Origin of the sequence: Protofrankia sp. Cas3 (assembly GCF_963555955.1) — a bacterium.
GTDB lineage: Bacteria > Actinomycetota > Actinomycetes > Frankiales > Frankiaceae > Protofrankia.
The window spans coordinates 1-24,867 of sequence record NZ_CAUVXP010000047.1; the positions used below are offsets into that span (position 1 = coordinate 1).

22 protein-coding genes and 1 riboswitch are annotated in these 24,867 nt (G+C 69.3%); of the genes, 9 read left to right on the forward strand and 13 right to left on the reverse strand.

Translation table 11 applies throughout. From position 1 onward, the window contains the following. Positions 1-99: 99 nt before the first annotated feature. Positions 100-765 (reverse strand): SAM-dependent methyltransferase, encoded by a 666-nt coding sequence (locus U9983_RS11260; protein ID WP_322753954.1) that lies wholly within the window; start codon positions 763-765, stop codon positions 100-102. 268 nt (positions 766-1,033) lie between these two features. On the opposite strand from U9983_RS11260, the gene U9983_RS11265 reads away from it, so the two are divergent. Next, the gene (locus U9983_RS11265) at positions 1,034-1,957 is read left to right on the forward strand and encodes a hypothetical protein (protein ID WP_322753955.1); all 924 of its coding nucleotides are present in this window, start codon (positions 1,034-1,036) and stop codon (positions 1,955-1,957) included. A 192-nt stretch (positions 1,958-2,149) separates the two neighbouring features. Here U9983_RS11265 and U9983_RS11270 read toward each other — a convergent pair whose 3' ends face one another. Beyond that, the gene (locus tag U9983_RS11270; RefSeq protein WP_322753956.1) at positions 2,150-3,658 is read right to left on the reverse strand and encodes a CoA transferase; all 1,509 of its coding nucleotides are present in this window, start codon (positions 3,656-3,658) and stop codon (positions 2,150-2,152) included. 90 nt (positions 3,659-3,748) lie between these two features. Beyond that, positions 3,749-4,009: a hypothetical protein gene (locus U9983_RS11275; RefSeq protein ID WP_322753957.1), complete on the reverse strand. Its 261-nt coding sequence runs from the start codon at positions 4,007-4,009 to the stop codon at positions 3,749-3,751. 106 nt (positions 4,010-4,115) lie between these two features. On the opposite strand from U9983_RS11275, the gene U9983_RS11280 reads away from it, so the two are divergent. Both U9983_RS11280 and U9983_RS11285 read left to right on the forward strand, forming a co-directional pair. Then, positions 4,116-4,466, forward strand: a complete 351-nt coding sequence (locus tag U9983_RS11280; protein WP_322753958.1) for a PadR family transcriptional regulator — start codon at positions 4,116-4,118, stop codon at positions 4,464-4,466. Beyond that, positions 4,466-5,641, forward strand: coding sequence for a hypothetical protein (locus tag U9983_RS11285; RefSeq protein ID WP_322753959.1), 1,176 nt, complete (start codon positions 4,466-4,468; stop codon positions 5,639-5,641). The genes U9983_RS11280 and U9983_RS11285 overlap by 1 nt, the downstream gene beginning before the upstream one ends. Here U9983_RS11285 and U9983_RS11290 read toward each other — a convergent pair. Beyond that, positions 5,621-6,061 carry a VOC family protein gene (locus U9983_RS11290; RefSeq protein WP_322753960.1) on the reverse strand — a complete coding sequence of 147 codons (441 nt, stop codon included), beginning with the start codon at positions 6,059-6,061 and terminating at the stop codon, positions 5,621-5,623. The two genes, U9983_RS11285 and U9983_RS11290, sit on opposite strands and share 21 nt — an antisense overlap. On the opposite strand from U9983_RS11290, the gene U9983_RS11295 reads away from it, so the two are divergent. Together U9983_RS11295 and U9983_RS11300 are read left to right on the forward strand one after the other, a co-directional pair. After that, on the forward strand, positions 6,060-7,175 hold the full coding sequence (locus tag U9983_RS11295) for a MerR family transcriptional regulator (protein ID WP_322753961.1): 1,116 nt from the start codon (positions 6,060-6,062) through the stop codon (positions 7,173-7,175). The genes U9983_RS11290 and U9983_RS11295 overlap by 2 nt on opposite strands. Before the next feature lie 75 nt (positions 7,176-7,250). Beyond that, positions 7,251-7,736: an NUDIX hydrolase gene (locus U9983_RS11300; RefSeq protein ID WP_322753962.1), complete on the forward strand. Its 486-nt coding sequence runs from the start codon at positions 7,251-7,253 to the stop codon at positions 7,734-7,736. Positions 7,737-7,924: 188 nt separating this feature from the next. Here the strand turns inward: U9983_RS11300 and U9983_RS11305 are convergent, their stop codons facing one another. The 3 genes from U9983_RS11305 to U9983_RS11315 form a co-directional block, all read right to left on the reverse strand. Beyond that, complete coding sequence (locus U9983_RS11305; RefSeq protein ID WP_322753963.1) at positions 7,925-8,308, reverse strand: transglycosylase family protein; 384 nt, start codon at positions 8,306-8,308, stop codon at positions 7,925-7,927. A 2-nt stretch (positions 8,309-8,310) separates the two neighbouring features. Further along, a riboswitch (cyclic di-AMP (ydaO/yuaA leader) is annotated at positions 8,311-8,486 on the reverse strand. A gap of 498 nt (positions 8,487-8,984) precedes the next feature. Then, entirely contained in the window at positions 8,985-10,496 is a 1,512-nt protein-coding gene (locus U9983_RS11310; protein WP_322753964.1) for a multicopper oxidase domain-containing protein, read from the reverse strand. 167 nt (positions 10,497-10,663) lie between these two features. Then, the gene (locus U9983_RS11315; protein WP_322753965.1) at positions 10,664-11,332 is read right to left on the reverse strand and encodes an HAD-IB family phosphatase; all 669 of its coding nucleotides are present in this window, start codon (positions 11,330-11,332) and stop codon (positions 10,664-10,666) included. Between the two features lie 81 nt (positions 11,333-11,413). Between U9983_RS11315 and U9983_RS11320 the strand changes: the two genes are divergently transcribed. After that, positions 11,414-12,640 carry a hypothetical protein gene (locus U9983_RS11320; RefSeq protein ID WP_322753966.1) on the forward strand — a complete coding sequence of 409 codons (1,227 nt, stop codon included), beginning with the start codon at positions 11,414-11,416 and terminating at the stop codon, positions 12,638-12,640. Positions 12,641-12,758: 118 nt separating this feature from the next. On the opposite strand, the gene U9983_RS11325 is transcribed toward U9983_RS11320, so the two are convergent. The 4 genes from U9983_RS11325 to U9983_RS11340 form a co-directional block, all read right to left on the reverse strand. Beyond that, complete coding sequence (locus U9983_RS11325; protein WP_322753967.1) at positions 12,759-12,953, reverse strand: DUF5703 family protein; 195 nt, start codon at positions 12,951-12,953, stop codon at positions 12,759-12,761. 85 nt (positions 12,954-13,038) lie between these two features. Next, positions 13,039-14,280 carry a hypothetical protein gene (locus tag U9983_RS11330; RefSeq protein WP_322753968.1) on the reverse strand — a complete coding sequence of 414 codons (1,242 nt, stop codon included), beginning with the start codon at positions 14,278-14,280 and terminating at the stop codon, positions 13,039-13,041. Positions 14,281-14,304: 24 nt separating this feature from the next. Further along, positions 14,305-15,897, reverse strand: a complete 1,593-nt coding sequence (locus U9983_RS11335; RefSeq protein ID WP_322753969.1) for a glycosyltransferase family 39 protein — start codon at positions 15,895-15,897, stop codon at positions 14,305-14,307. A gap of 33 nt (positions 15,898-15,930) precedes the next feature. Next, the gene (locus U9983_RS11340) at positions 15,931-17,424 is read right to left on the reverse strand and encodes an NAD(P)/FAD-dependent oxidoreductase (RefSeq protein WP_322753970.1); all 1,494 of its coding nucleotides are present in this window, start codon (positions 17,422-17,424) and stop codon (positions 15,931-15,933) included. 200 nt (positions 17,425-17,624) lie between these two features. On the opposite strand from U9983_RS11340, the gene U9983_RS11345 reads away from it, so the two are divergent. Next, positions 17,625-19,103, forward strand: coding sequence for a glycosyltransferase 87 family protein (locus U9983_RS11345; protein WP_322753971.1), 1,479 nt, complete (start codon positions 17,625-17,627; stop codon positions 19,101-19,103). Here the strand turns inward: U9983_RS11345 and U9983_RS11350 are convergent. Both U9983_RS11350 and U9983_RS11355 read right to left on the reverse strand, forming a co-directional pair. After that, entirely contained in the window at positions 19,100-20,650 is a 1,551-nt protein-coding gene (locus U9983_RS11350; RefSeq protein WP_416211360.1) for a glycosyltransferase family 39 protein, read from the reverse strand. The two genes, U9983_RS11345 and U9983_RS11350, sit on opposite strands and share 4 nt — an antisense overlap. 342 nt (positions 20,651-20,992) lie before the next feature. Next, on the reverse strand, positions 20,993-23,155 hold the full coding sequence (locus tag U9983_RS11355; protein ID WP_322753973.1) for an AAA family ATPase: 2,163 nt from the start codon (positions 23,153-23,155) through the stop codon (positions 20,993-20,995). Positions 23,156-23,253: 98 nt separating this feature from the next. Between U9983_RS11355 and U9983_RS11360 the strand changes: the two genes are divergently transcribed. Further along, entirely contained in the window at positions 23,254-24,033 is a 780-nt protein-coding gene (locus U9983_RS11360; protein ID WP_322753974.1) for an MSMEG_4193 family putative phosphomutase, read from the forward strand. 5 nt (positions 24,034-24,038) lie between these two features. Continuing rightward, complete coding sequence (locus U9983_RS11365; RefSeq protein ID WP_322753975.1) at positions 24,039-24,830, forward strand: SCO1664 family protein; 792 nt, start codon at positions 24,039-24,041, stop codon at positions 24,828-24,830. The last annotated feature ends 37 nt before the right edge of the window (positions 24,831-24,867 follow it).

Here is a 24,867-nt window from a genome sequence, read left to right on the forward strand (position 1 = left end):
TGGCTATCGTCGATACTTCGCAGCGGCTCAAATTCGATGCCCCGATGCAAGGATCGGTCGCCGTGACGACATGGAGCGTAATCCGCCTCGTAGCGGTGGCTATCGTCGTCGCCCTAATAGGGCACACCTTGACCACCTGGGGTCTCCGTAGCATCCGCCGACAATCGGGTGGATATGCCGGCTGCTGAGTTGATCCAGCGGCGCGGCGTCGGACGTGAGGCGGTTCACCTGGGCGATGCGGTCAAGCGCGATGCGGCTGCCGGGAGCGGAGAGCTGGTGGATCTGCCGCAGAAGGCGTTCCTCGGCGTCCGCCGGGAGGTAGGCGAGGAGTCCCTCCGCGACCCAGGCGGCCGGGACGCTTCGGGTGAACCCTGCGGTGGTGAGCGCGGCTGGCCAGTCCTCGCGCAGGTCGGTCCCGACCGCGATACGCCGGCAGCCCGGTTGCGCCTGCTCGCCGCGGAGCACATCCTCTTTGAAGTCAATCATCTGCGGTTGGTCCACTTCGTAGAGCGTGACGTCGGCTGGCCAGTCAAGTCGGAACGCTCGCGTGTCCAGGCCCGCGGCGAGAAGGACGATCTGGCGGACACCGCCGCGGAGCGCGTCGCGGACGACGTCATCGTAGAACCGCGACCGCACTCCGATGTAGCGGGAACCGTGCAGGTGCAGTGCCTGCTGGTCGGTCACCGGCTCGCCCTCGGCGGGCCGGCGCGTCGGGTGCCGGGCGAGCACGGACGGCCAGGGCCGCGCGCAGCCCGCCGCCGACATCCAGGTCCCCGCACGGCTCCCAAAATGCCGCGGGGGCGGAACACGAACGGATACCCCGAAGCACGAGCAGCAGCCGATATATGACGACGCTTTTCTCATTGCGGCGTTTCCCCGCGAACCGGAGAGGCCGCGTGTCTTTTTGCCGCGAGTGGCCATCCGCCCTACCGTCTACCTCGCCAGGACATTAGTTCCCTGAGGAGGAGCTTAACGAGACTTAAAACCGCTGCCACCGACGCCGACAAGCTTCGCAAAGACACGCGCCGACCGGGTGCGCGGTACCGGAATCCACCCGTGCCGGCGATCTCCCGACTGCGACCGGAATACCCCTGGTAAACACAAAGATTGGGAGACGGCAATTAAAAAGATCACAGCGACGGTCCTCGGAGCGCTGCTCGTCGCCGCCGCGATCGGAACCGCGGGCCCGGCCCAGGCGACATCTGCTCTGGACCGACCGGACACCACCCACGCCGACGATCTCGGCATCAACAGCGGCGGCGTCGATCTGGGCGACCTCACGATCGATGTCGGGCTGCCCGGCTCCGACGCACCCGCCGTTTCACGGGTAAAGGCGCGTGCCGACCCGGGTAACCTGAATCCGGGCGTCTTCCCCCCGTCCTCGCACCCATCTGGAATGACATACGCACAGTGGTCGGTCATCTGGTGGAAGTGGGCGTTCCTCCAACCGGCGGCCATCAGCGCGCTCAATGACCCCACGGGTGCCCGGTGCGCGGTGTTGCAGTCCGGCCCCGTCTGGTTTCTGGCCGGCGCGATGGGATCCGCGGAGCGGACCTGTACCGTACCGCGCGGAAAGGCCATTCTGTTCCCCGTCATCAACGGCTGGTGTTCGATACCGTTTGACGGCAAGACCTTGAGCGAGATCACATCGTGTGCCAAGGCGCAGATGGACGGAGTGATTCTCAAGGAGGCAAGCGTCGACGGTGTGCAGTTGCAGAACCTGGACGCGTACCGGTTCCGGTCATCGCCCTTCCTGCTGCCGGCGGTGCCGACCAACTATTTCGGCTATGATCCCGGAATCTACCCGTCGGTGGCCGACGGATTTTGGATCATGCTGTACCCGCTGAGCAGGGGGGAGCACACGCTTCACCTGCGCGGCTGTTATGTCGCCTGCTCCAACACCGCTGACCCGCCCACGTTCGAATCAAATGTGACCTATCACCTCCGGGTCCGATAGCGGTTGACGGTCCGGTGCGCGACGGTCCCACCCGCGCACCGGACCGGCCATCTCGTCCAGCGCGCCGTTCTTCGCCTGCGCCGCGGTCCGGCTCACCCGCTCGGCCCGTCCGGTGGAGCGCCCACCCAGCCGTCGCTGACGACCAGCGCGATGCTGCGCGCGCTCCAGCGAACACAGCTCGATCAGCGGAGGTCAGGCCAGCCAGGCGGGCGCCGATGCGCCGAAGGGCTCGGCGAGTCGGGTCCAGGTGCGCGGCGTCCCGTCGAGGATGACGGGCGGCAGCGCGTACGTGAGCCGGCCCGCCGGCGTATCGACCTCGGCGAGCCAGGGCGACGGGTCGGGCAGTTCGCGCGCCGGTGAGCTGGGGACGACGGCATCCGGACGATCCGCTTCGCTGTTGCCGCCAGCGCGGTCGGTGCCGAGCAGCCAGGCCGCGGTGCGGGCCAGCGACAGTTCGTAGACGCCTCCGACGCCGTTGGCCATCCGGGTGGCCAGTCCGCGCAGTACCGCGGCGGCGAGCAGGTAGCCGGTGCCGTGGTCGAGAGCCTGTGCCGGGAGCGTGCCAGGTGTTCCGTCTGCGCCGGGCGGGCAGCGCACGGCGATCCCCGTGCCGGCTTGGACCAGGCTGTCGAACCCGCGTCTGCCCGCCCACGGCCCGTGCGCCCCCCACGCGGACAGCGTCGCGACGACAAGATCGGGACGGCGTTCCAGTAGCGCGTCGGGGGCCAGCCCGCGCGCGGCCAGGCCGTCCATCCGGTATCCGGTCACGACTACGTCGGCCTCGGCGAGCAGAGCGTCGAACGCCTTGCGGTCGGCCTGCGCGTCGAGGTCGAGCAGGGTCGAGCGCTTACCGGGACCGGTGTCGAGGTGCTGCTCGGCGATCTCGGGCAGGCGTGGACTGTCGACCCGCAGCACGTCCGCTCCGAGCAGGCTCAGCGTGCGGGTGCCGATCGGGCCAGCGATCACACGGGTCAGGTCGAGCACACGGATCCCGGCGGCTGGCGGCCCGCCGCCCGTGACCGCACGCGCCCAGTGTCCCGGGACGGTTGTCGGGACCCCGGCGTCCGCTTGGCGCACGCCGATGAGTGGCAGGGTGGCAACGGTCGCGCCCTGCGGGTGGGCGAGCCACGTGTCGGGCGTCCGGACGGCGGCCGCGACGCCGCCCGCGCCGGTGATCGCGTCCTCCGCGTCGCCGGCCCGCGACGCGGCCAGCACTCGGATCACCGCGGCCAGGGCCGCCTCGGCGGCCGTGCCGTCCACGTCGACGAGGTCGCCGAGTCCGAGCGCCGTGAGCAGGCGTCTCCGGTGGTGCGGGTAGTTGCCGTGGGTACGCAGCCAGCCGTCCGCCGTCCGGAAGAACCGGGAGAGCGGGTCGAAGGAGCCGAAGCCGGCACCGTCGCGGCGCAGGTGCCGTTCGCTGTGGAAGGCGACGGCCACCGCCCGGCTGTCGATGTGCGCGACCGGTCCGCGGGGGATGCCTCGACGCAGGGCCGCCAGTTCCGACGCGGCGCGAGCGGCCGCGGCAACAGTGGCGACGGCGAGCGCCGTCACCGGCAGGGGCGACGGAAGGGTCACGGCCGGCCCGTCGAACGTCACCGGCCCCGCACGGCCGTCCGCTCCCGCGCTGTCCGCGCCGCCGAGTGCGCACCACGCCTCGCCGACCATGCGCACCACGGCTGCGGCGTCAGGATCGCCCGCCACGTCACGTCCACAAGCCATGGCCCATTATCCCACGCTATTCTGTCCAGAAGGTGGCGCCTGATCGTCAGCTGGCCGCTCGCAGCGCGGCGATCAGCCATTCCATTGATCATGAAGCCCGGCTGTCTCCGCGTACGCCGCGGTGATCATGGTCGCCAGTGCCATTCCAGCGGCCGATGTCGGGTCGATCCCCTCGGCATGGGCCTGCGCGCAGGGGGCGGCCAGCACCGTGTTGAAAGCTTCCCGCTGCCCTATGGTCGCTTCTTCGCTGACGTGTTGGGCCGCACCCCGCTGGGCCATGGTTCTGACCCGGGTGGTGAAATCCTGGTCCTGGATCAGGGTCACCAGTTCCACCCAGGCCTCGACCTGCTCGGGTCCGCGGGCAGTTCGGGGAACGAGGCTCCGATCAGCGTCTCGAACGTCCCGCCCGCTCGGATGTCTATGTAGATAGAGTTGTCCGATGACCGGGACCCGACGTTCCTCCCCGCAAACCGTAGCCGTGCTGCGGGCGCTGATCGCGACGCCGACGGTGTGGCGCTACGGCTATGAACTCGGGCAGGAGGTCGGTCTCAAGGCCGGCTCGCTCTACCCGATCCTGATCCGACTCGCCGACCGGGGCCTGCTGGAAACCTGCTGGGAACAGCGGTCCGACGAGCTCGCCGGACGCCCACCCCGCCACCTCTATCGGCTCACCGGCGCCGGCCGGGAACTGGCGAACCAGCTGGCCCCGGTCTCAGCGCCTGCCCCGATACCAGTGCCAGTGCCCGTGCCAGCGGAGCGCCACGCCCGTGGCGACCTGCGGACCGCGTGATGGGCGCCTTCGGTTGCGACCCGGCCGGCCGGTACCTCGACATCGCTGTCAGATTGCTTCCGGCGGCACGTCACGAATGGGGATGCGCGATGCGGGCCGAATTGGCCACCATTGACGGATCCGCCGAACGCTGGTGCTTTGCCCTGGGCTGTACCCGCGCAGCTCTACTACAGACCGTGAAGGCACAGAGAGCCTGGCGCCCGGTGGGCATAGCCGCAGCGATGGGCCTGGTGCTGGCCGGTGAGGTCGCGTTGTCCAGGGTGATCGGCCAGATCATCCCCGGGGTACTGGTCCTGACCCTGCTTGTCTGGCTCGGCGGCCGCCCGGGTTTCTTCGGCCCGGTCCGGGCGGAACGGGCGGCCCAGGTCGTACGCGTCAGCGGCTACACCCTGATGGGACTGGGTCTGTTGATCCTGGCGGTGGGAGACAGCACGGCTACATTCCTCCAGCCCGGCCCCAAGACCCCGATGTTCGTGTTTCTGCTGACGCTCTATACCGGGGTGTTTCTGGCAACGACCACGGGCCGCGCCGGTTTCGGTGGCCCGGGCCTTGGCGCTGGGGCCTGCGCGGGGCTCGTCGCGGGGCTGGCATCGTTCGCGGTGATGCCCTTCGAGCGAATCGGGCCGCCGTTGGCCGCAGGCCTTCCCTGGCACGGCAGTTGGCTGGCGCTGGTTACCATCGGTGCGCCCGCGGCGGCCGCGGTGTGGACCACCGGACGCACCGGTCGTGCCGATCAGGGCGTCATGGCGGCGCTGTGTGCCGGCACCTTCGCCGCGCTGCTCGTCGCGCTCCTCGGACTGAGCGCGATCGCGCTCTTCCCCGACCGGATACCCGACATCGTGGGCCCCGTGATGGTCCCCGGCACCAGCGCGGCGCAACGGCAGGCCGCGGACGCCACCGAAGCCGCCGACCCCTATATCGGCCTGCTGCTTTTCGGCGCGCTTCTCGCCGTGATCCTGTGGGTGATGGCCCGCCCGCCCAGCCGGGTCGGGGTGAAAAGCGCGCTGTTGACTCTGGTGGGCATCCCCCCGGTCGCCCTCGGCCTGTCCGCCCGGCACTTCCCCGGGGCGGCGGGCCTCGCTGCCGCCACCGCAATGGTGGTCCTGCTCGCTCTGGTCATGGCGGGACGCGCTCCCCTCCCGCTGACGATGGATTCATGCGTCGGACGCAGGTGACGAGGGGTAGTAACGGGCCTCGATCACGTTGTTGTCGAGATCTGCGAAGTAAAACGCCCGCGGCGCCATGCCACGCGCACCAAACGACTGCTCCATGGTTACCGGCACGCCGACGCCGTTGTCCGCCAACCGGCGGCGGAGGGCATCGAACTCCTCGCGGCCCATCGCGAGGCAGATGTGGTTGACAGGATGGCCAGCGGTTCGGTCGGCTCCTGGGACGGCGTTGACAGCGGCGGCGGCAGCCCGCGGCATCAGGTCGATGATGGACTCGGTCGACACCCGCACGCTCGGGAACGGCGCCGCCCCCGCGCGAAACTCCTCCGCCCGTACCGGTGGGAGCCCGACCACGCGCTGGTAGAAGTCCAGCGACCGCAGTGGGTCCGCCACCCACAGGACGACATGATCAAGATGTACGTCCATGAGGACCTCCACCGTCTGGCCGGCCGCGGACGATGCGATGCCGTCCGAATCGAATGTGACGCACGTCACCACCGTGCCGGCTGCCATCAGCTTGAGTCTCCACCTACTGGAACCTGGATCGTGGCGGTTCATGGAGGGACACGCGACCGACCGGCTGATCACGATCGGGCGGCTCTCGGAACTGACCGGGGTGCCGGTACGCACCATCCGGTTCTACGCCGACGAGCATCTGGTCGAGCCGGTTGCGCGCAGCAACGCCGGTTACCGATTGTACGACGCGATGGCGGTGGCCCGCCTCGAGCTGGTGCGCACCTTGCGTGACCTGGGCATCGACCTTCCGACCGTCGCGAAGGTACTCGCGCAGGAGATCACGGTGGCCGAGGTGGCAGGTGCGCATGCCGAGGCGCTCGGCGCACAGGTCAGGGTGCTGCGGCTACGGCAGGCAGTGCTACGGGCGGTCGCGGTCCGCGGATCCGACTGGGAGGAGATGGAACTGATGCACCGACTGGCGAAACTCGATGCGGCGGAACGCACACGGATTCTGGACGGCTTTCTCGACACCGTGTTCAAGGGTCTTGACGGCAATGGCCTGGACGGTGGCAGCGGAGCCGGTGGGAAATTCGAGACGATGATCCGAGCCTCATTTCCCGAGCTGCCCGAGGACCCGACCGGCGAGCAGGTCGAGGCCTGGGTGGAACTGGTGACATTGATCCAGGATGAGGATTTCACCGCCCGGGTCAGGACCATGGCGCAACGGGGCGCGGCCAAGCACGTCAGCGAAGAAGCGACCATCCGACACCAGGAGGCCTTCAACACCGTTCTGGCGAGCCGGGCCACGCAGGCATACACCGAGGGGATCGACCCGGTCTCCACCGACGGCACGGCGCTGGCGGCCGCGATCGCCGCGTCGTACGCGCAGACGACCGGGAACCGTGACACCTCGGCGTGGCGGGCAACACTCATAGACGATCTTGAAACGTTCACCGACCGACGGGTCTACCGGTTCTGGGAACTCGTTGCGCTCGTCAGCGGCGACACGCCGACGGTGGCGGTTGCCAGCCCGATGATCGAGGCGCTGGAGTGGCTGATCACCGCGCTACAGACGGCCGGATGATCATAGTTGTTCCTCGACCGCTGAATCGAGCAATACCCTCGCCGGGTCGATCTCGGAGCTGGCATCGTGTGGGGGATGTCAGGGGATGACGACGGTCAACCGGTTCTGGTCCGGGAGCTGCGGGTCGCTGCGTACGCGGTCTGCATCCACGAAGGGAAGATCCTTCTTGCGCGCTTCGTCGGCACGGGCGGGAAGTTCTGGACTCTACCCGGAGGCGGCATCGATCACGGCGAGGATCCGCTGGCCGCGGCAGTACGTGAAGTCGAGGAGGAAACCGGGTACGACGTCGTGATCGAATCGCTGCTGGGTGTGGACTCGATGCGCAGATGTTTTCCGCGCGGCACCGGCGGCACAGTCGACCATCACACCGTGCGGATCATCTACACGGCCCGGGTGGTCGGCGGCGTGCTTCGGCATGAGATTGGCGGTTCCACCGACCAGGCCGCCTGGATCGATGTCGATCAGATCGACACCCTCGAGCGGGTTGATCTCATCGACATCGCGTTGGAGCTTGAGCGGACCAGACCGCCGTACGGCCAGGCGGCTGGAAAACATTCCTGACCGGCAACGCGACCGGCCGGGGGGAGATCCCATTTGGCAGAATCTCCCCCCGGGCGCCGTCGAGACCGCTTAAAACCGCCGGGCGTGCGAGAAGAACATGATCGCACGCCCTTTGGCCGTCGAGACCGCTTGAGGCCGCCGGGCGTGCGAGAAGAACATGATCGCACGCCCTTTGGCCGTCGAGCCTGTTAGGCCTTTCCGGCCCAGCAGTGCTTCGAGGCGTACCAGGGGCTGGTGCCCTGCTGCGCGTACAGCATCCGCGCACGCATCCACTGCTCGGAGGCGCTGGCATTCTGCGGCAGGCCGGACCCGCCGACACCGTGCCAGGTACCGGGCAGGAACTGGAACAGTCCGCCGGCGCCGATCGAGTTGACAACGCTCGGGTTGCCACCGGATTCGCACTTCGAAATGGCGGCCAGCGCCCCGTCCGCGGACGGGGCCGCACTTGCCGGCTGCGACAGCGCGACGCTGCCTCCGCCGATGGCGGCAACAAGTGCCGGCACAGCGATCAATACCCGGGCCCGTGCTTTGATTCGACTGATTCCACGGTCGCCGGAACGTACGTTGGACATGTAGATGTCCTTCCCCACGCCTGCGAGGTGAGCTGTCGGATTCGGGCTGGGAGTGCCCGGCCGCGATGTGCGGCTTCACCCCGAGGACGCCTGACGTCGACGTCCGAAAGTGGTTCCCCCGTTCCTGCCACCGGTCTGGTTTTCATCGGACGGGGGCAGGATTCGGCGTGCCGTCCGACGCGTGCCTTCCTCTCGAAGGCACGGCGAAGACCATACGTGCAACGACGGCCCAGAATGCAAGGTTACGTGAAGAGGCACACAGTCCGTATCCGATGTTGATAGCAGCTACGGCTGCCGGTAACGTGCGCGTACTCGCGCTCATCCCTACTGTGGCCTCGTCCCGCCGGCGATATTGTGACGGGGCTGCCACCTGTCGGGTAAAGCCCCGCCTTACGCGGTACGTGGGCAGGCGGATCGACTGCGTGGCTATCCGGCGGTGATTGTACGACGGCGCCGGAAAACCCGGTGTCGACGGCGCCGTGTATCGTGTCGGCAATATGCACAATGGATGTCCGACCGCAGCGCTGCCACGGCCCACAGGAGGCCCGACCCGCGAGAGACACGGGCCCGGACAACTGGGGAATCCCGACATATCGCTGGCCAGGCCCGCTGCGAGGCAACGGCGCGGGCCTGGCCAGCGATGACCAATGCGCCAATGGGGTGGACGGTGTGGCTGTCAGCCCATCGTCCGACTGCGGCGGCGGCGGACGATCCTGCGGCCGGCGACCATCACGACGATGGCGGCTACCGCCGACGCAGCGGGAACGGCGGACGGGGGGTTGGCTATCCCGCCCTCACCCGCCGAGACAGCACCCTTGGGCACCGGCATCGTTGTGGCCCCCGACCCGGACGCCGATGCGGTGGTGCCGGTACCGCCGGTGCTACTGCTGCCTGTGCCTGTGCCGGACACGACCTGGTACCGGGTCAGCATGCCGGCGGTGATGTGCTCGTTCACGTGGCAGTGAAAAAGCCAGATGCCGACGTTGTCGGGTACCATGTCGGCCACTGCCATGGTACCGGGGAGCAGCGGAACGGTATCCATCCGCATTCCGCCCACGACCGCGTCGTTGCCGTGCCAGTGCGGGGTGTGCAGGTCCTGTTCACCGCCCATACTCATCACGTACCAGCGGACGTGCTCATCTTTTTTGATAGTGATCATCGGCTCGTTGCCGAAAATGTAGCCGTTGATGCCGTGCCGCAGGTTGGACCGGACGAAGTTGCTGTCGTCCTGTGACGGATACGGCTGCTGGGCAAAACGGCGGAGGTTCTCCTGTAGATACGGGCTCCAGTTCTCGTTCGTGATTGTCAACAACGTGAAGATCTCACGGTCGACGTCGGCGGGGCTGCCGTCCGGCCGCGCCTTCCCCTTGGCTGTGATGACCATCGGGCCGATGAGTCCGGCATAGGTGTCGGTGACCTCGCTGGTATGGGAGTGGTACATCCACATGACCGAACTACCGTCGTGTGGGCCCGGGCCCGCCCGGTCGGGCACCAGCCAGGTGTAGGTGTGCGTGCCTCCGGTGGGTATGGCATCGTCAAGCTTGTCCACCCCGGAGGTGTTGTCGGCGTAGGGCGTACCCTCGTTCGCCTTGGTGTAGAACACACCGTGTGCATGCACGCTGTCAGAAATCCTGCAGGCGTTGCGGAACACCACCTTGATGGTGTCGCCGACCTCGGCCCGGATGACCGGGCCCAGGAAGCCCAGGTACGCATCCTGCGGGGAGCGCGGGGCCAGACTGGCGAAATTCGCGTCGGTGTAGCCGCGGTAGAGACACTTGAGATAGCTCGTTCCGATGCGTCCGGGTCCGGATTGGACGTACGTTTTCGCGATCGGGTCGAACGCCTGACCGGTGATGTCGTCGCGCCCGTCCGGGGCGTAGTTCCAGACGACCTCATCGGCACCGACATAGTAGGTGCGCACCTGTCCGGTCGGGTGGAATGCCGCACCGCCGACACCATCCCAGTAGGACGTGTTTTCCGGACTCGGCATCGCCATGCCGGCCATGCCGGTCATATCGGTGGTTTTCGGCTGCCCGCCGACAGCGGCTAGCGCCGTGGCCGGGCCGGAGATGGCCAGGCATATGACGAGTGCAAGGGCGCCGGTAAACCCTGCTCCGGACGATGGACGCCAGGCGGGTGGACCTTTCGCCGCCCACCCCCGGCCTGCGGTGCTGCCGTCAATACGCATGCGCCATCCGGCGCGGAATCGTGCTGTCACGGTGGGTGACAGTAGCGGCCGGGAGCCGAATCCGGCGGGTGCACCACGCGAACCCGCTAACACATGTAGAAGAAGGTGCTAGGGCAGGTCTGCTACCCATTGGCAACCGTCTACCGGAGTTCCCGCCGGACCGGGCCTCACCAGTGGACGATCCGCAGCCGCCCGCCGAGCGCCCGCTGTGCACGCCATGCGACCCTTCCGGCGGGATTGACCAGTATCGCCTGGTTGGCAGCCGCCAACATGGGCAGATCGGCCAGCGAGTCGCTGTACGCGTGCTCCCAGGGCGGCTCAATCCCGTGGGCGGCAAGCTGCCGCGGCTTGCGCGACCCGTAGTTGTGCAGGCTGCCCCGGCCGACGCCGAACCGGCCCCAGGACAGTCGGGACGAAATCAGTTCCACCTCGCCCAACCCGAGTCCGTCGAGAACCGCACGGGCGAGATCGTGTTCACATGCCGTGACGACCACGACCCGATCACCCGCGCCGGCATGGCGGCGCAGGGTGGCCACGGCCTCGGGTATCGCCACGCTGCCGTCGACCGCGAGATCCCGGCCGAACGCCTGTGCCCGCGCCCGGAACCGCGGGGCGTCGAAGCCCAGCAGCGCAAGCCTCATGATCATCCGTGCCGCGGCCGGGCGGAGCGGGCGCACCGCCAGCAGGGGCGTCACCGGCACGACCAGAGCCGTGCGCCACGGGGACTGCGACAGGTGACGACGCAACAGTCGGGTGAACGTGTCACCGCGGACCAGGACGCCGTCAAGATCGAACAATGCGACCCCGGTAACCGCTGCTTCGGACGGTTCGCTCACTCGTGCATCCTTGTCCTGGTCGACCGTGTCCCGGTCGACCAGGACAAGGTCGACGGCCGCTCACGGAATCTGGAACGGACGGTGAGCACTATCATGACCGAGGGTGTGGTGGTCAACGAGACCGATCCGGCCACATGCGCATACCCGGGGTGCGCCCAGCCACCGAGTGCTCCGGTCGGGCCTGGACGGCCGCCCGCGTACTGCGATGACTCCGCACACAACCGACTCTCCGCCTACCGTCGGCGGCGGGACATTGCCGGTATACCCACCGCCACCGCGACGGTGAGTCCGACAGCGGCCTCCGCCGGGCTCACCGGCGGCGCACGTCCACGAGCCGACGCGCTGGCGGGGCAGATCACGGCGTTGGCCACCGGGCTCACCCGCGCGCTGGACGGTTTCGTCCACGAAATGGCGACTCTTGGCGATATTGCGGCTACGGAAGCCCGTGTCGAGACGGTGGAGGCGGAAGCCGCCGAGCGGGTCGCCGAAGCCGTCGCCCGGGCGGTCCGGGCCGAGCAGGCCGCCCGCGGTGCGCAGGCAACCCGGATCGAGGCCGAAGCGGTCGCCGCCGAGGCGGTAGCAGCCGTGGACCAACTCGACGAGCAACGGATCGGTCTGGAGGCCGAACGCGACGTGCATGCCGCGGCCCGTGACCAGGCGCGAGCAGCCCTTGACGCCGTCCAGGCCGAAGCCGCAGCGGCCCTCGGTGCGGTGCGGCGCGACGCCGACACCCGGGTCGCGCAGGTCCGACAGCAGGCGAACGCGGAAATCAGCCAGGCCCGTCAGGTGGCGGACGCAGCCGTCGCAACGGCGCGCAGCGAAGCCGCGGCCGCACTCGCGCACACCCGGGAGGAAGCCGTCCAGGCCGTGGCTGCCGCCACCGCGGCCAGAGACGCCGCCCTGGCCCGGGCGGACGCGGGTGAACGGACCACAGCCGAGGCGCGAGCCGAGGCTGACCGGCTGCGCCTGGACCTGGTTCGCCAGCAGGAGAGCACCGACGCCGCAATCGCCCGCATCCAGGCCGACGCCGACCGGCGGCTCGACCACGCCAACCGGGTGGCGGACGAACGCCAGGGGGTGCTCGTCGAAGGCAGAGCGGATGCCCGTGCCCGCGCCGAACGCGCGGAACGTCAAGCTGATGATCTTGCAACGGAGCTACGCGCGGTGCGGGCCGAGCTGGCCGCCGTGCGCGACAGCCTCGGCGGGCCGGCGACTGCCGGCAAACCCGCAGATCAGCCCCCGGAGCAGCCCCCGGACCAGCCGACAGCCCCGCCTACCGGCCCCGGTCACCTGACACCGGGTGCTTGACACCGGGTGCTTGACACCGGGTGCTTGACACCGGGTGCTTGACACCGGGTGCTTGACACCGGGTGCTTGACACCGGGTGCTGATCCGCGCTCCGTGGCCAGGTAACCTCGCGGGACGGTCAGGTCGGTAGATATCCGGGAAGTCCACCTTTACGCCGGGCACGACGCAGGACGACCCGCCGGGAACCATCCGGCAGCAGGCGGAGCCGCTCCAGTTCCCAGTCACCGAACTCGGCGTGCAGGGTGAGCACCGCCAGCGCCTGGCGTCGGTCGGTGCCGGGCGGCAGATACAAACGCTGGTACTCCACGTCCATGACGCCACCGTAACGACAGGGTGGACAACGAGAGTGATGAACCCGATGGTTCACGCCGCCTGTCTACCCCGAGCGACACGACCCGTCATGGTACGTAAAGACCGAGAAACGCCAGCGACGCGTACACCACCAGCATCGCGGCGCAGACCGCAAGGACGATGCGCAGGACGTCGTCGCGTCGGGTGAGCCCGGCCGCGACAAAAAGGTATGGAAAGGTTCCATATACGTACCGTTCACTTGAATCAAGGTTACTGCCAGTGAGTACCGCGGCCGTCGTCAACGCGGCCCACAGCGTGTAGGACGCCGGCAGCGTCCGCGCCATCACGACGAGCAGGACCACGGACAGCGCCAACCATGGCACGTGCAGGCCCGTACCCACCTGGCCGTGGATGATGCCCCGGACCGCCGCCCAGAGCACAGCGGCGGGATTCGACGAGCTGCCGTGCAGCGACTCCTGTCGTTGTAGCCGCAGTGGCAGCAGAGCATCACCATATGCAATCTGCGCCCACAACCCGAAGAGCGCGAAGCCGGCTGCGGGTGCGAGCACGGCCGCTGCCCGGCGCAGCCGGTCCGTGCGCGCGACTGTCCCCAACCCGCGAAGGGCCTCGAGTGCCGCCGGTGCCACCAGGAGGATGCCGACCGGTCGGCACAGCCCTGCAAGCAGCCCACAGACCGCGGCGAGTTCCCACCGCCGGGTCCGCAGGCCCGCGAACACACCAACGGCCAGCAGCCCCCACAATGCCTCGGTATAGCCCATGACCAGCACGAACGCGGGCGGTGCCAACGAGGCGAGCCACACCACCCGCGAGGTTGCCGCCGGGTCGAGACCCTCGGAGCGGGCCAGCCAGGCGAGCGCCGCCACAAAGACAAAAGCGATCATGTTGACCAGGACGAGCAATATGCCGCCGGTATGGCCGCCCAGGCCGGGAACCACGGCGACCGCCCGGACCAGCAGCGGCAGCAGGGGGAAGAAACGCAGCCCCTGCCCGCCGACCCCGGCGTATCCGTGCTCGGCGATACCTGCGTACCAGCCGGCATCCCAGCCGAGCAGGCCGGTCAGCCGGAACGGCGTGGCAACCGTTGGATGCAGCGCGTCATGTCCCGCGGCGAGCTGGCCGCTGATGTAGCGGGCCAGGGCGTACGCGGCACCGGTCACGATGCGGGTGGCACACCAGGCGAGGGTGATGTCGCGTAGCGGCAGCGTTCGTAGCGGCGGCGTCCGCCATCCCCGCGGGTCTGGTCCGCCCCGCGGGGGCTGCGCGGGACGGGCGTCCGCCGCCGACGGCGAGAAGAACCACGATCGCACCGCCGACGGCGATCCAGCCATCGATCCCAATGAGCCCAAGGGAGGTCAGGGCTGGAAGCGTAGGAGGGTGAAGTTCTCCCACACCCTGGCCGACTCGCCCTGGCGCATCACCTCGTCGGCCAGTGGACGCCTGTCCTGCAGACGGCCACGGACCTGGGTACACAGGGTCTCGTATGTCCGGTAGGCACCCGACCCGGCGAAGAACACCGTGTGGGCCGGGCCGGCCTGCGCGAGCGCCATGTCTGCGACGGCGACGCCGTTCGCCTTCGAGTTACGCGTCTCGTAGTCCGTCCAGTTAACGCGGTCCGGCGGTAGGTAGGTCGGGACGACATACACGTGCATCCAGGACGGAACGGTGCGGGACAGGCCCGGGCCGAGCTGGTCCGGGCAGACCAGCAGCACGTCGCCGGGCCGCCCGATACGTTCGAGCACGGCCGCGGCCTGGCTCGCCTGGGTACGGGTGCGGGACAGGTCGCCATAGCCAGCGACAAGCCCGAGCAACGCACACACGACGATGATCCCGCGGAACAGTCGACTGTCCACGACCACGGTCGCACCGAGGCCGATGACCAACAGGAACGGCACGAACGCGGTGGCGGTGTACCGATCCGCCCAGGCGTTGCCCACCACCTTTCCCGCGGCCACCGCGACGAAGAGCGTCACCGTGGCCAGGAAGAACAGCGTGCGACCCGGTTCCATACCCTTCAGGTCGACCAGGACGTAGCGGCCGTCGACCGCCCGGCCGGCGATCCCCGCGGCGGCGAGCCCGGTGATGAGGAACAGCAGCGTCCGCCCCTGGGTGGTGGGACCACCCGCCCACTGCCCGTAGGCATGTGAGATCGCCGCGAAGGTCGCCGGTTCTCCCCATGGCGTCCCGGTGTGCGCCATCTGGTAGAAGAACCCACCCAACCAGGGAGCGAACACCAGGGCCCCACCGGCGATGCCGGCCAGTGCTGCCAGCGGTGGCCGGGCACCCCACGCCGCCCGCGGCCTCACCACAATCAGCGCAAGCCAGCCGGCCACCGTGAACAGCAGGTAGAAGCACCAGTAGTGGGTGAGCGCCAGCATGCCGGAGCACAGCGCCAACGCGGCGACCGAACCCGCCGAGCGCCGCTTGAGCGTGGCTTCCAGTGCCAGCCCGCCAGCTGCGGTCAGCAGCACCACCAGGCTGTACATCCGGGTCTCGGTGGCGAAGTACAGCGCGAACGGTGAGGTGAGGTAGAGCACCACCGCCACCCGCGCGGCGCGCTCGCCGACGACGCGGCGAGCCAGCAGGTACAGCGGCCCGGCTGCGGCCAGGTTCGTCAGAGCGGACAGTGTCCGCACCGCGAACGTGCCGACTCCGAACAACTCGATCCAGCCGTGCAACAGCAGGTAGTACAGCGGCGGCGAACCATCCTGGCGAAGCCCGTCAAACAGCGTTGTGTCGGGCCCGGTCAGCGGAAGCCGCGCAATGGCGACACTCTGCGCCTCGTCCAACCACAACGCCTGGCGGGCGGAAAAACGTACCGCCACAGCTGTGACAACGAGAGCGAAAATTATTGTCTTGAAGACAACGCCGTCCCGTTGTACGCGAGGCCGGCTCCCCTCGGCCGGCCCCGGGATGTTCTCCAACGGCCGTACCGCGACGTCGGTCACGGTCAGTTCCCCCTCTGGTTCCCGCGACGCCGACTAACGCGGTTCCTTCGCGTAACCGGGAGAGACCTCTTCGTGATAGTCCTCTTCCACGTTGACGCTCCACACGTCGTGCTCGGCCCCGTCAGCGAGGTTCTGGACGGTAAGCAGCGCAGTGTACATGGAGTGGTCCTGATTGTTGTACCGATGCATACCGTTGCGGCCCACCGGGTGAACATTCGGTGTGGCCTCGGCCAGCCATCCACGCATGATTTCCACGTTCTTCTTGTAGTCCGCGTCGTAGAACGGGTATGCCTTCGGCATGCGGACCACGAAACCGCGTTCCACCTGATCGGCCGGAACCAGACCCAACTGGGCGAGTTCCTTGGTGGCCAGCGCGATCAGGTCTTCGTCGGGCATCGACCACGTCTCGTCGCCCTCGAAGACGAAATACTCCATGCCGAGGCAGGTGCGTCCCTCCTTTACCAGGAACGGCGACCACGACGCGAAGTTCTGGATGCGCCCGACCAACAGCTCGGGCGAGTGCACGTATATCCAGTTGTCCGGAAAACCAGCGGACTCGGGCACCACCAGCGCGACGGTGAGGAAGTCGCGGTAGCGTAGCGCGTTTGCCGCCGCCAGCACGTGGTCGGGGGCGGGTGGATCCATCACCCGGATCAGCGAGGAGAACGACATCGACGACACGATCTCGTCCGCACTGTAGCGGTGCTCGGACCCGATGTCGGTCCGGGACGCCTCCGGCGCGCCCGCTCCGGGGCCGTATCCGCCGGTGACCACGGTGGTCACGCCGCTGGCCCGCCCATCCGCATGGTGGATCTTGCGGACCTTCTCCTCAAGTATGATCGTGCCGCCGCGCTCGGTGATCTTGTCCGCCGCGGTCTCCCACATCATTCCGGGCCCGTGCTTCGGGTACTGGAATTCCTCGATGAGAGAGGCGATGTCCTTCTGGTTCCGCTTCGGCATGACCGCGTTCACGATGGCATTGGACAGCGAGAGGTTCTTGATACGCTGCGCCGCCCAGTCAGCCTCGATCGTGTTGGCCGGCACCCCCCACACCTTCTCGGTGTAGGTCTTGAAGAAGATCCCGTAGAGGCGCCAGCCGAAACGGGACGCGACCCAGCCCTCGAATTTGGTCTGGTCCTTCGGCGGCCGGACCCTCGCCCAGAAGTAGGAGAAGATGCATCGCGCCGCCTCAAGCACGCCGAGGCCGCGCAGAGCATTGCCGGCACGCAGCGGGTAGTCGAACAGTTTCCCGTTGTACATGATGCGGCTCGACCGCGGGCGCATCAGAAAATCCTCATCAGGCAGAATCTCGTGCCAAAGAGTCTCGACCTCGGGCACCTTGGTGAAGAACCGGTGCCCGCCGATGTCGAAGCGCCAGCCTTCACGCTCCGCGGTGCGGCTGATGCCTCCCACCACCGAGTCACCTTCGAGAACCGTCACGGGTACGTCCCGCTTCACCAGCTCCCAGCCGGCTGTCAGACCTGCCGGTCCGGCTCCGATAACGACGACCTCGGGCTTTTCGGCCACTGTGCCTGACCTCTCCTCAACTCCGCACGCGATGGTCATCCGCGCGACACACTTAGAACACCGCTGGACAATAGTCCGGCTCGGCTTCTCAGTCTGGCATGAGCCGCCCGGGCGCCTGCCCGCACCCCCTCACGATTGCCACCGCGCGATCTCGGCCAACCGGCTCGGAGTCGACGCGGCGACCCGGTAACGACTCTGGCATGGTGCACGTCATGGCGGCGTTCCTACCCGGCCGGGCGAACAATCCGACCACGACCTGCGGGTGGTTACGCCGGGACCGCCCGGCCGGGGGGACGCCAGGCCCGCTGCTGCTCGGCTGGTGTGCCGTCGCGGCGGGCATCGCCGCGGGCGACGGGCGCGGCCCATGGCCGCTGCCGTTGGTGCTGGTTGGCTGGGGTGCGGTGCTCGTCGGTGTCGCCAACGCGGGCGCGCACGCGGGCGTCCCGAGCCCCGGCCCGAGCCCCGGCCCGAACCCTGGCGTGGAGCCCGACACGGACGCGCGCCCTGGCCGCGGGACGCCGTGGGTGATGCTGGCCGTGGTCCTCGCGGTGGGGGTGGCGATGCGTCCCCGGTACTACGCCGGCGGCGGATGGGCGTCCGTCTCCGATGCGCTCGGCGTGGCCGGCGGTCTGCTCACCGCCGGGTCGATCCTGCAGTGGCTGCGCCGGGCGCCGGACGACCGCGCCACGGCGCGGTGGCTGGCATCACCGGCGTGCTTCTGGCCGGTTGTCGGCCTCATGACGGCCGCCGGCGTCACTATGATCATCGCAGCGCCGCAGCCGCGCATCGACGTCTTCCACCTCCTGCAGGTCTCCGCCCGCGGCCTGGTCGACGGCTCGGACATGTACCGCCAGCAGTGGGCGCCCAGCCCCGCCGGGTATCCGGCGCACCAGTTGTTCGACGTCTACCCGTACCTGCCGGGCACCACGCTCCTCCTCGCGCCCTTCCGCCTGCTACTCGCCGACGTCCGCTACGGCCTGCTGCTCGCCTCGGTGGTCACGGCCGTCGCCATCCGCGCGATCATGTCCCGGGACGACACGCAGGCAGGGACGAGGCTCCCGCCGGCGCTACCACTGCTCGTACTGGCCTTCCCCGGCTCCATGTACGCCCTCCAGCAGTCCTGGACCGAGCCGCTGCTCACCGCGTGCATCAGCCTGCTGGTGTGGGCGGTGACATCGGGCCGGGGCCGCTGGGCGGTCGTCGCGTTCGCCGTCGCCCTCGCCAGCAAGCAGCACATGGCACTGCTGGTCCCGGTCGCCGCGGCCTGGCCGGCGTTCGGGCCCAGGCGCGCGCTGGCATCGGTCGCTCTGGCGGCCGCCGCCGTCGCGCCCTGGGTGGTCGTCGGCCCGTCGGACTTCTGGGGAGACGCGGTGCTGACCAACCTCCGCTATCCCGTCCACGGGGATTCGCTGTCCGTGCCCGGTGTGCTCGCGCACGCGGGGATCACCACCGGTTTCGGCCCGATGGCGGTCGCGCTGACGGTCGCCTACTGGCTCGCCTGGCGGGTGCGGGCCGGCGCCGCGGAGTTCTGCGCCGGTGCGGGCGTCGTGCTCCTCACCCTGGATGTCATGAACAAACAGTCGTACTTCAACCACTACACGCTGCCGCTGGCCCTGCTGGTGACCGCGCTCGCCGCGGCGGGCGAGCGCCGGCCCGGACCGTCGGCCGTGCCCGCTTAACGCAGGGTGGAGAAGCGCTCCAGCGCCGCACCCTCGTAGACCATGCGGCGATCGACCTGCAGGGTGCGGTCACGCAGGGCGGCAAGCTGGTCGGACACGACCGCGCAGGCCCCCTCCAGGGTCTTGTAGCCGTCCGCGCGCACGAGGAACACCGCGTGGCCAGGTCCGGCCATGGTGTTGACCCGGGCGGCGAAGTCCGCGCCGCTGGCCCGTCGCATCCGAGCGGCGTAGTCGACCCAGTCGACCAGTGCCGGCCCGCTCGCGTCGGCATAGACGATCTGCTTGAGATCAGGATCGCCGTGGCGTTCGATGGCCCGGAACACCGCCGGACCCAGCTGGTCGGGGCAGAAGGCGACCACGTCGCCGGGTCGGGCCAGCGCCACGATCCGGTTCGCGATCTCCCCGGCCTGGGTACGTTCCTGCCGCGCCATGTTCCAGCCGCCGGACAGCCCCGTCACACAGACAATCGTCAGGATGGCCGTGCGTACCCGCCTGGGCAACTGGCCGATACCGAGTGCGGCCAGGAGCAGGAAGGCCGGCAGCGATATCCCGGTATAGCGTTCCGTATAAGCACTACCACCGGTGGTGTTGACCAGGTAGGCGAGGGCGAGCGGGACGAGCCACAACGCGACCAGGTAACGTCCGGGCACCCGTCCGGTCGGGACGATGTGCAGCCCGTCATCCTGCGGCCGGCCCGTCAGGCCGAGCAGCGCCGCTCCGAGCAGAACGACCCCGAGCAGCGCGCCCGTGGACGTCGGTCCGGCCCAGTCGAACACCGTGTCCAGCAGGACCTGCGCCTGTACCCGCGCCGCCCACGGCGTGCCCGTGTGCAGCATCTGAAACAGGAAGGACGGCATCCAGGGTGCGAACACCACGGCCGACGCAAGCATCGCCAGCAGCGCGGACAGCGTCGGGCGACGAACGGGCGCCCGTCCGCGCGATCGGACCGCGAGGAACACCGCAACGGTGGTGACCAGCAGAAACGTCCAATAGTGCGTGTAGACCAGCGCCGCGGTGGACACGGTCAGCACCGCCAGTCGGCGCCGTGTCGGGCGTTCCAACGCCCGCACCAACGCGAGCCCGAACAGCAGCACCAGCAGGACCACCAGCGAGTACATCCGGGTCTCGCTGCCGTACCGGATCGCGTATGGCGAGCACGCGAACAGCAACAGGGCCGCCGTCCCCACCCGCCCGGGCGTGGCGCCGTCGCCGCTGCCGAACATCGCCGCCACCCGCCCGACCCGCCGCCCGGCGATCCAGGCGACCGGCAGGGTGATCAGCGACAGGATGCCCGACAGCGCCCGGACCGCGACGTCCCCGGTCCCGAACAACCTGATCCACATGTGCAGGAGCAGGTAGTACAGGGGCGGCGAACCGTCGTGGCGCAGCGCGTCGAGCAGCTGACCGACCGGTCTGCGAGAGATCTCCACCGTGAGCGATTCGTCCAGCCACAGGTGGCTCGGCGTGACAAACCGCAAGGACGCGCCGACCCCGATCGCACCCAGCACCGCGGCTATCAGCAGCTGGCGGATCCACCGGTCCCGCATCGGCGTCCACCTGGGCGGCACTGACCAGCCGCCGGCACCTCCGGGGTCGAACACCGGCCGGCGGTCCGTCCGCTCGAGATCGCGCCGAACCGCAACCTCCGCCCGGGGCCTAGTGGTCGGCGCCGTCGCCACGGCCGATGGCACCGGTGCCATCGCGACCGGTACGACGGACACGGATGTCGATGCGGGCACGTCCGCCACCGGACTCCCAGAAAGGTTGGTGCTCACCACCGAGACGGTACCCACAGTGTCACCAGGCCGATCGGCCATGTCAGCCGCTCGACGCACCGCATGGTCGGCATGGTCGGCATGGTCGGCATGGTCGGCGGGGTAGCGGTCGGCTCAGTGCCGGTCGGCGAGGTCGTCCGGGTCAACCGGGATCTCCTGCGCGAGCATGACGGGCAGAAGCGTGCAACGCTGGCGACCGTCGGCCTGGCGCACCGCGCTGCGCAACGCCGGGCCACCCACCGACACCACCGACAGATGCCGCTGGGCCCGGGTCAGCGCGGTGTAGATCAGCGGGCGGGTCAGCATCCGGCCCGCCTCCGGCGGGAACACCGCCACCACGGCCGGCCACTCACTGCCCTGAGCGCGATGGACCGTGACCGCCCAACCGTGCCGCAGATCTCCGACCGCTCCGCCCGGGACCTCGACATCCCCGCCGGGAAAGGCCACCGTGAGCGCGCCTCGATCACCGACGCCGCGTACCACCCCGATCTCCCCGTTGGCGAACCCGTCGTCAAGGTGGTTCGCGGTGGCAACCACCCGGTCGCCGACGTCGAACCCGCCCGATGCCCCCCCAGCCGATGCCCCGGCACCGGGGTTGAGTACCTGCTTGAGTGCCTTGTTCAGCGCGGCCGTCCCGGCGGGTCCACCGTGGACGGGAGTCACGACCTGAACGTCCGCGACGGATATTCCCAGTGCCCGCGGGATGGAGTCGGTGACAAGCTGGACTACCCGGTGGGCCGCCTCCCCGGCACTGCGGGCGGGAACCGCCACCACCTCGCGGTCCGGCCCGGACGGGGGAGGCGGGAGCTCACCCGCGCGGACCGCCATGGCGAGCGTCGCGATCCCACCGCCCTCGGACTGCCGGTAGAGCCGCCGCAGTTCGGTGACGGGCGCCACCTGCGCCGCGAGCAGGTCTGCGAGCACCCGGCCCGGACCGATGCTGGGTAGCTGAGCGGGGTCTCCGACGAGCAGCAGATGGGTACCGTCGGCGCACGCGTCGAACAGTGCGGCGGCGAGCTCGGCGTCGAGCATGGACGCCTCGTCGACGACGACGAGGTCGGCCTCGATGGGATTCTCCGCGTCGCGGGCGAAGGCTCCTGACGTTCCCTGCGCCGCCAACAGCCGGTGCAAGGTGCTCGCCGGCCACTCACACAGCTCCTCCAGGCGTTTGGCGGCCCGCCCGGTCGGAGCCGCCAGGGCGATCCGCGCGCCGGCCGCGTGGGCGAGGCGCACGACCGCGGCTACCGTCCGGCTCTTGCCGGTCCCCGGTCCGCCGGTGAGCATGCTCACCCCGACTTCGAGCGCGGTCCGGGCCGCGTGCAGCTGGGTCTGATCAAGGCCGGCCAGGACGGTGGCAAGATCGTCGGCGGCGCCGCCATCGCTGTCGCCGTCGTTGTCCGGATCCCCGCCCCCATCCTCATCCTCATCCTCGGGGTCGGGGTCGGGGTCGGGGTCGACGCCTTCCTCCGCGAGGTCGTCGAACATCCCCGGATGGTCAACCGGCGCCGCGGCGGGCACCGGTGCCGGGATGGCCGCCGGCGCTGACCGCGTGCTCCCGGGGCTCAGCGGCTCGGCGATGGCCAGCAGCCGGGCGACACCCTCGGCCACCGTCCGCTCGGCCCCGGCGTACCGGTCGAGCGCGGCCAGCTCACCGTTTATGATCACACGGCCATCCTCGATGACGATACGCAGCGCCGCGCCCGGGTCCGCGACACCGTCCCGGGCCGCCGTCCGCACGAGCATGTCCAACGGCGCCGCGGTGTCACCGAAGCGGGAGGCGGCCCGACCGAGCAGGTAGGCGACCACAGCCGGGCCACGCCGGGGATCGTCACGCCCGGCGCCCGTCGCGCGGGCAAACCGGTCGGCCTGGGTGAGTTCGGCCTCGCCGCCGGCGAGCAGTGCCCAGGGATCCGCGCTCAACGCGTCGGCCACCCCCGGCCCGAGCTCGTCGACCAGCCTGCGCACCAGGCGGGCCGGCAGATCGGCCGCGACGAGCAACTCGGCCGCGCGATAGGCACCGCCGGCAGCGGCAAAGGAGTCCACCAACCGCCGGGCCCGCGCGGGGGTGACGCCCTGGATCGTTGCCAACCGGGTCGCGTCGACGTCCGCCGGGCCCCGGATCCCCGCCTCGGGTAGCCGGGCGGCGGTCGTCCGGCCGAGCCCCGGCCACAGCCCCGCCGCGCAGAACGCGCCGAAGACGGTCACCGGGTCGACCGCCGGAACCTCACCCGGTGGCGCACCGGGGGTCTGGTCAGTCAGGCTTGTCTCGGCTGCCATTGCGGAAGCCTACGGCGTGCGTCGAACGTCGTCGTTCGGTCGGTGCGTAGGGATCCCGGTGGTGCGTCGGGCTAGGATACGTTCCTTGTGGATGCCAGGTGACCACCGTCCTGCTCGTCCGTCACGGTCTCACCGCTGTAACGGGGACCGTTCTACTCGGCTGGACTCCGGGCGTCGGTCTTGACGACCGCGGTCAGGCACAGGCCGCGGCGCTCGCGCAGCGCCTCGCCTCGGTACCGCTGACCGCGATCGTCTCCAGCCCGTTGCAACGCTGCGAGGAAACAGCCCTGGCGATCGCGGAGCACCACGGCAAACCCGAACCGTGGGACGACGGTCCCGTGCTGACCATCGACGACCGTCTGGGGGAGTGCCGCTACGGCGACTGGACCGGTCAGGAGCTGACGACGCTGACCAAGGACCCCCTGTGGCGGACCGTTCAGGAGCACCCGAGCGCAGTAGTCTTCCCCGGGCCTGAGGGGGAGGCTCTGCGTGACACCCAGCATCGCGCGGTCGCGGCGATTCGCGACTGGAACGCACGCCTGGGACCGGATGCGGTCTGGCTCGCCTGCTCCCATGGCGATGTCATCAAGTCGATCGTCGCGGATGCCATGGGCCTGCACCTGGATCTGTTTCAGCGCATCTCAGTGGATCCCTGTTCACTGACGGCCATCCGCTATACCGAACATCGCCCGTTCGTCATCCGAGTGAACGACCGGGGTGGTGCGGTAGCGGACCTGCTGCCAGCCCCGCGGACTCCTGGTGACGCGGCTGAGGGCGACGCCGTCGTCGGCGGCGGTGACGGGCAGGGCGGTGCTGGAACGAACCCCGCGCCCGGCGGAGGGCCACCGGACAGTCGTGAACATGAGCGGCGAGACTGAAGGACGTGAGCGAGTCTGTATCCAGCGGTGCGCCCGGCGGACGCCCGCCCCTCGATCCGCTCGACGCCGGCGGGCTCGACGCCGCCGGCGCGCTGAGGCTCCTGCGTGACGGTACGATAACCGTCACGGGACGGCTGGTCGAGGCCAGTAATGCAACCTTGTACTGCGAGATCAGTCTCGTCGGCGACGGCGACGGCGACACCGGACGGTGCGTCTACAAGCCGGTCCGTGGCGAACGCGCGTTGTGGGACTTTCCGGACGGGACGCTCGCCGGCCGTGAACGTGCGGCCTATCTGCTCTCCGAGGCGACCGGCGCGGGGATCGTGCCGCCCACGGTGCTGCGGGACGGCCCGTTCGGCCCGGGCATGGTCCAGCTCTGGATCGACATCGACGAGACCGTCGACCTGGTTGCGCTGGTCCGGTCCGATGACCCCCAGCTGCGGGCGATCGCGCTGTTCGACGCCGTGGTCAACAATTCCGACCGCAAAGGCAGTCACCTGCTGCCCGGCCCGTCCGGGCGGATCTACGGTATTGACCACGGCGTGACGTTTCACGTCGAGGACAAGCTGCGCACGCTGCTGTGGACGTGGCGGGGACACCGGTTGCGTGCCGACGAGCTCGAAGTCCTGGCCTGCCTGCGGGAGGCGGCCGGCGGCAGCCTGGGCGCAGCCCTCGCCGCTCTGCTCACCGATGCGGAGATCGCGAGCCTGCGCGCCCGGATCAACAGATTGCTGACCGAACGCCGTTTTCCGGTTCCATCCGGCGACTGGCCGCCCATTCCCTGGCCGCCGTTCTAGGGCCGTCGGTAGTAGCTCTGACGGCAATTGGGCCTGT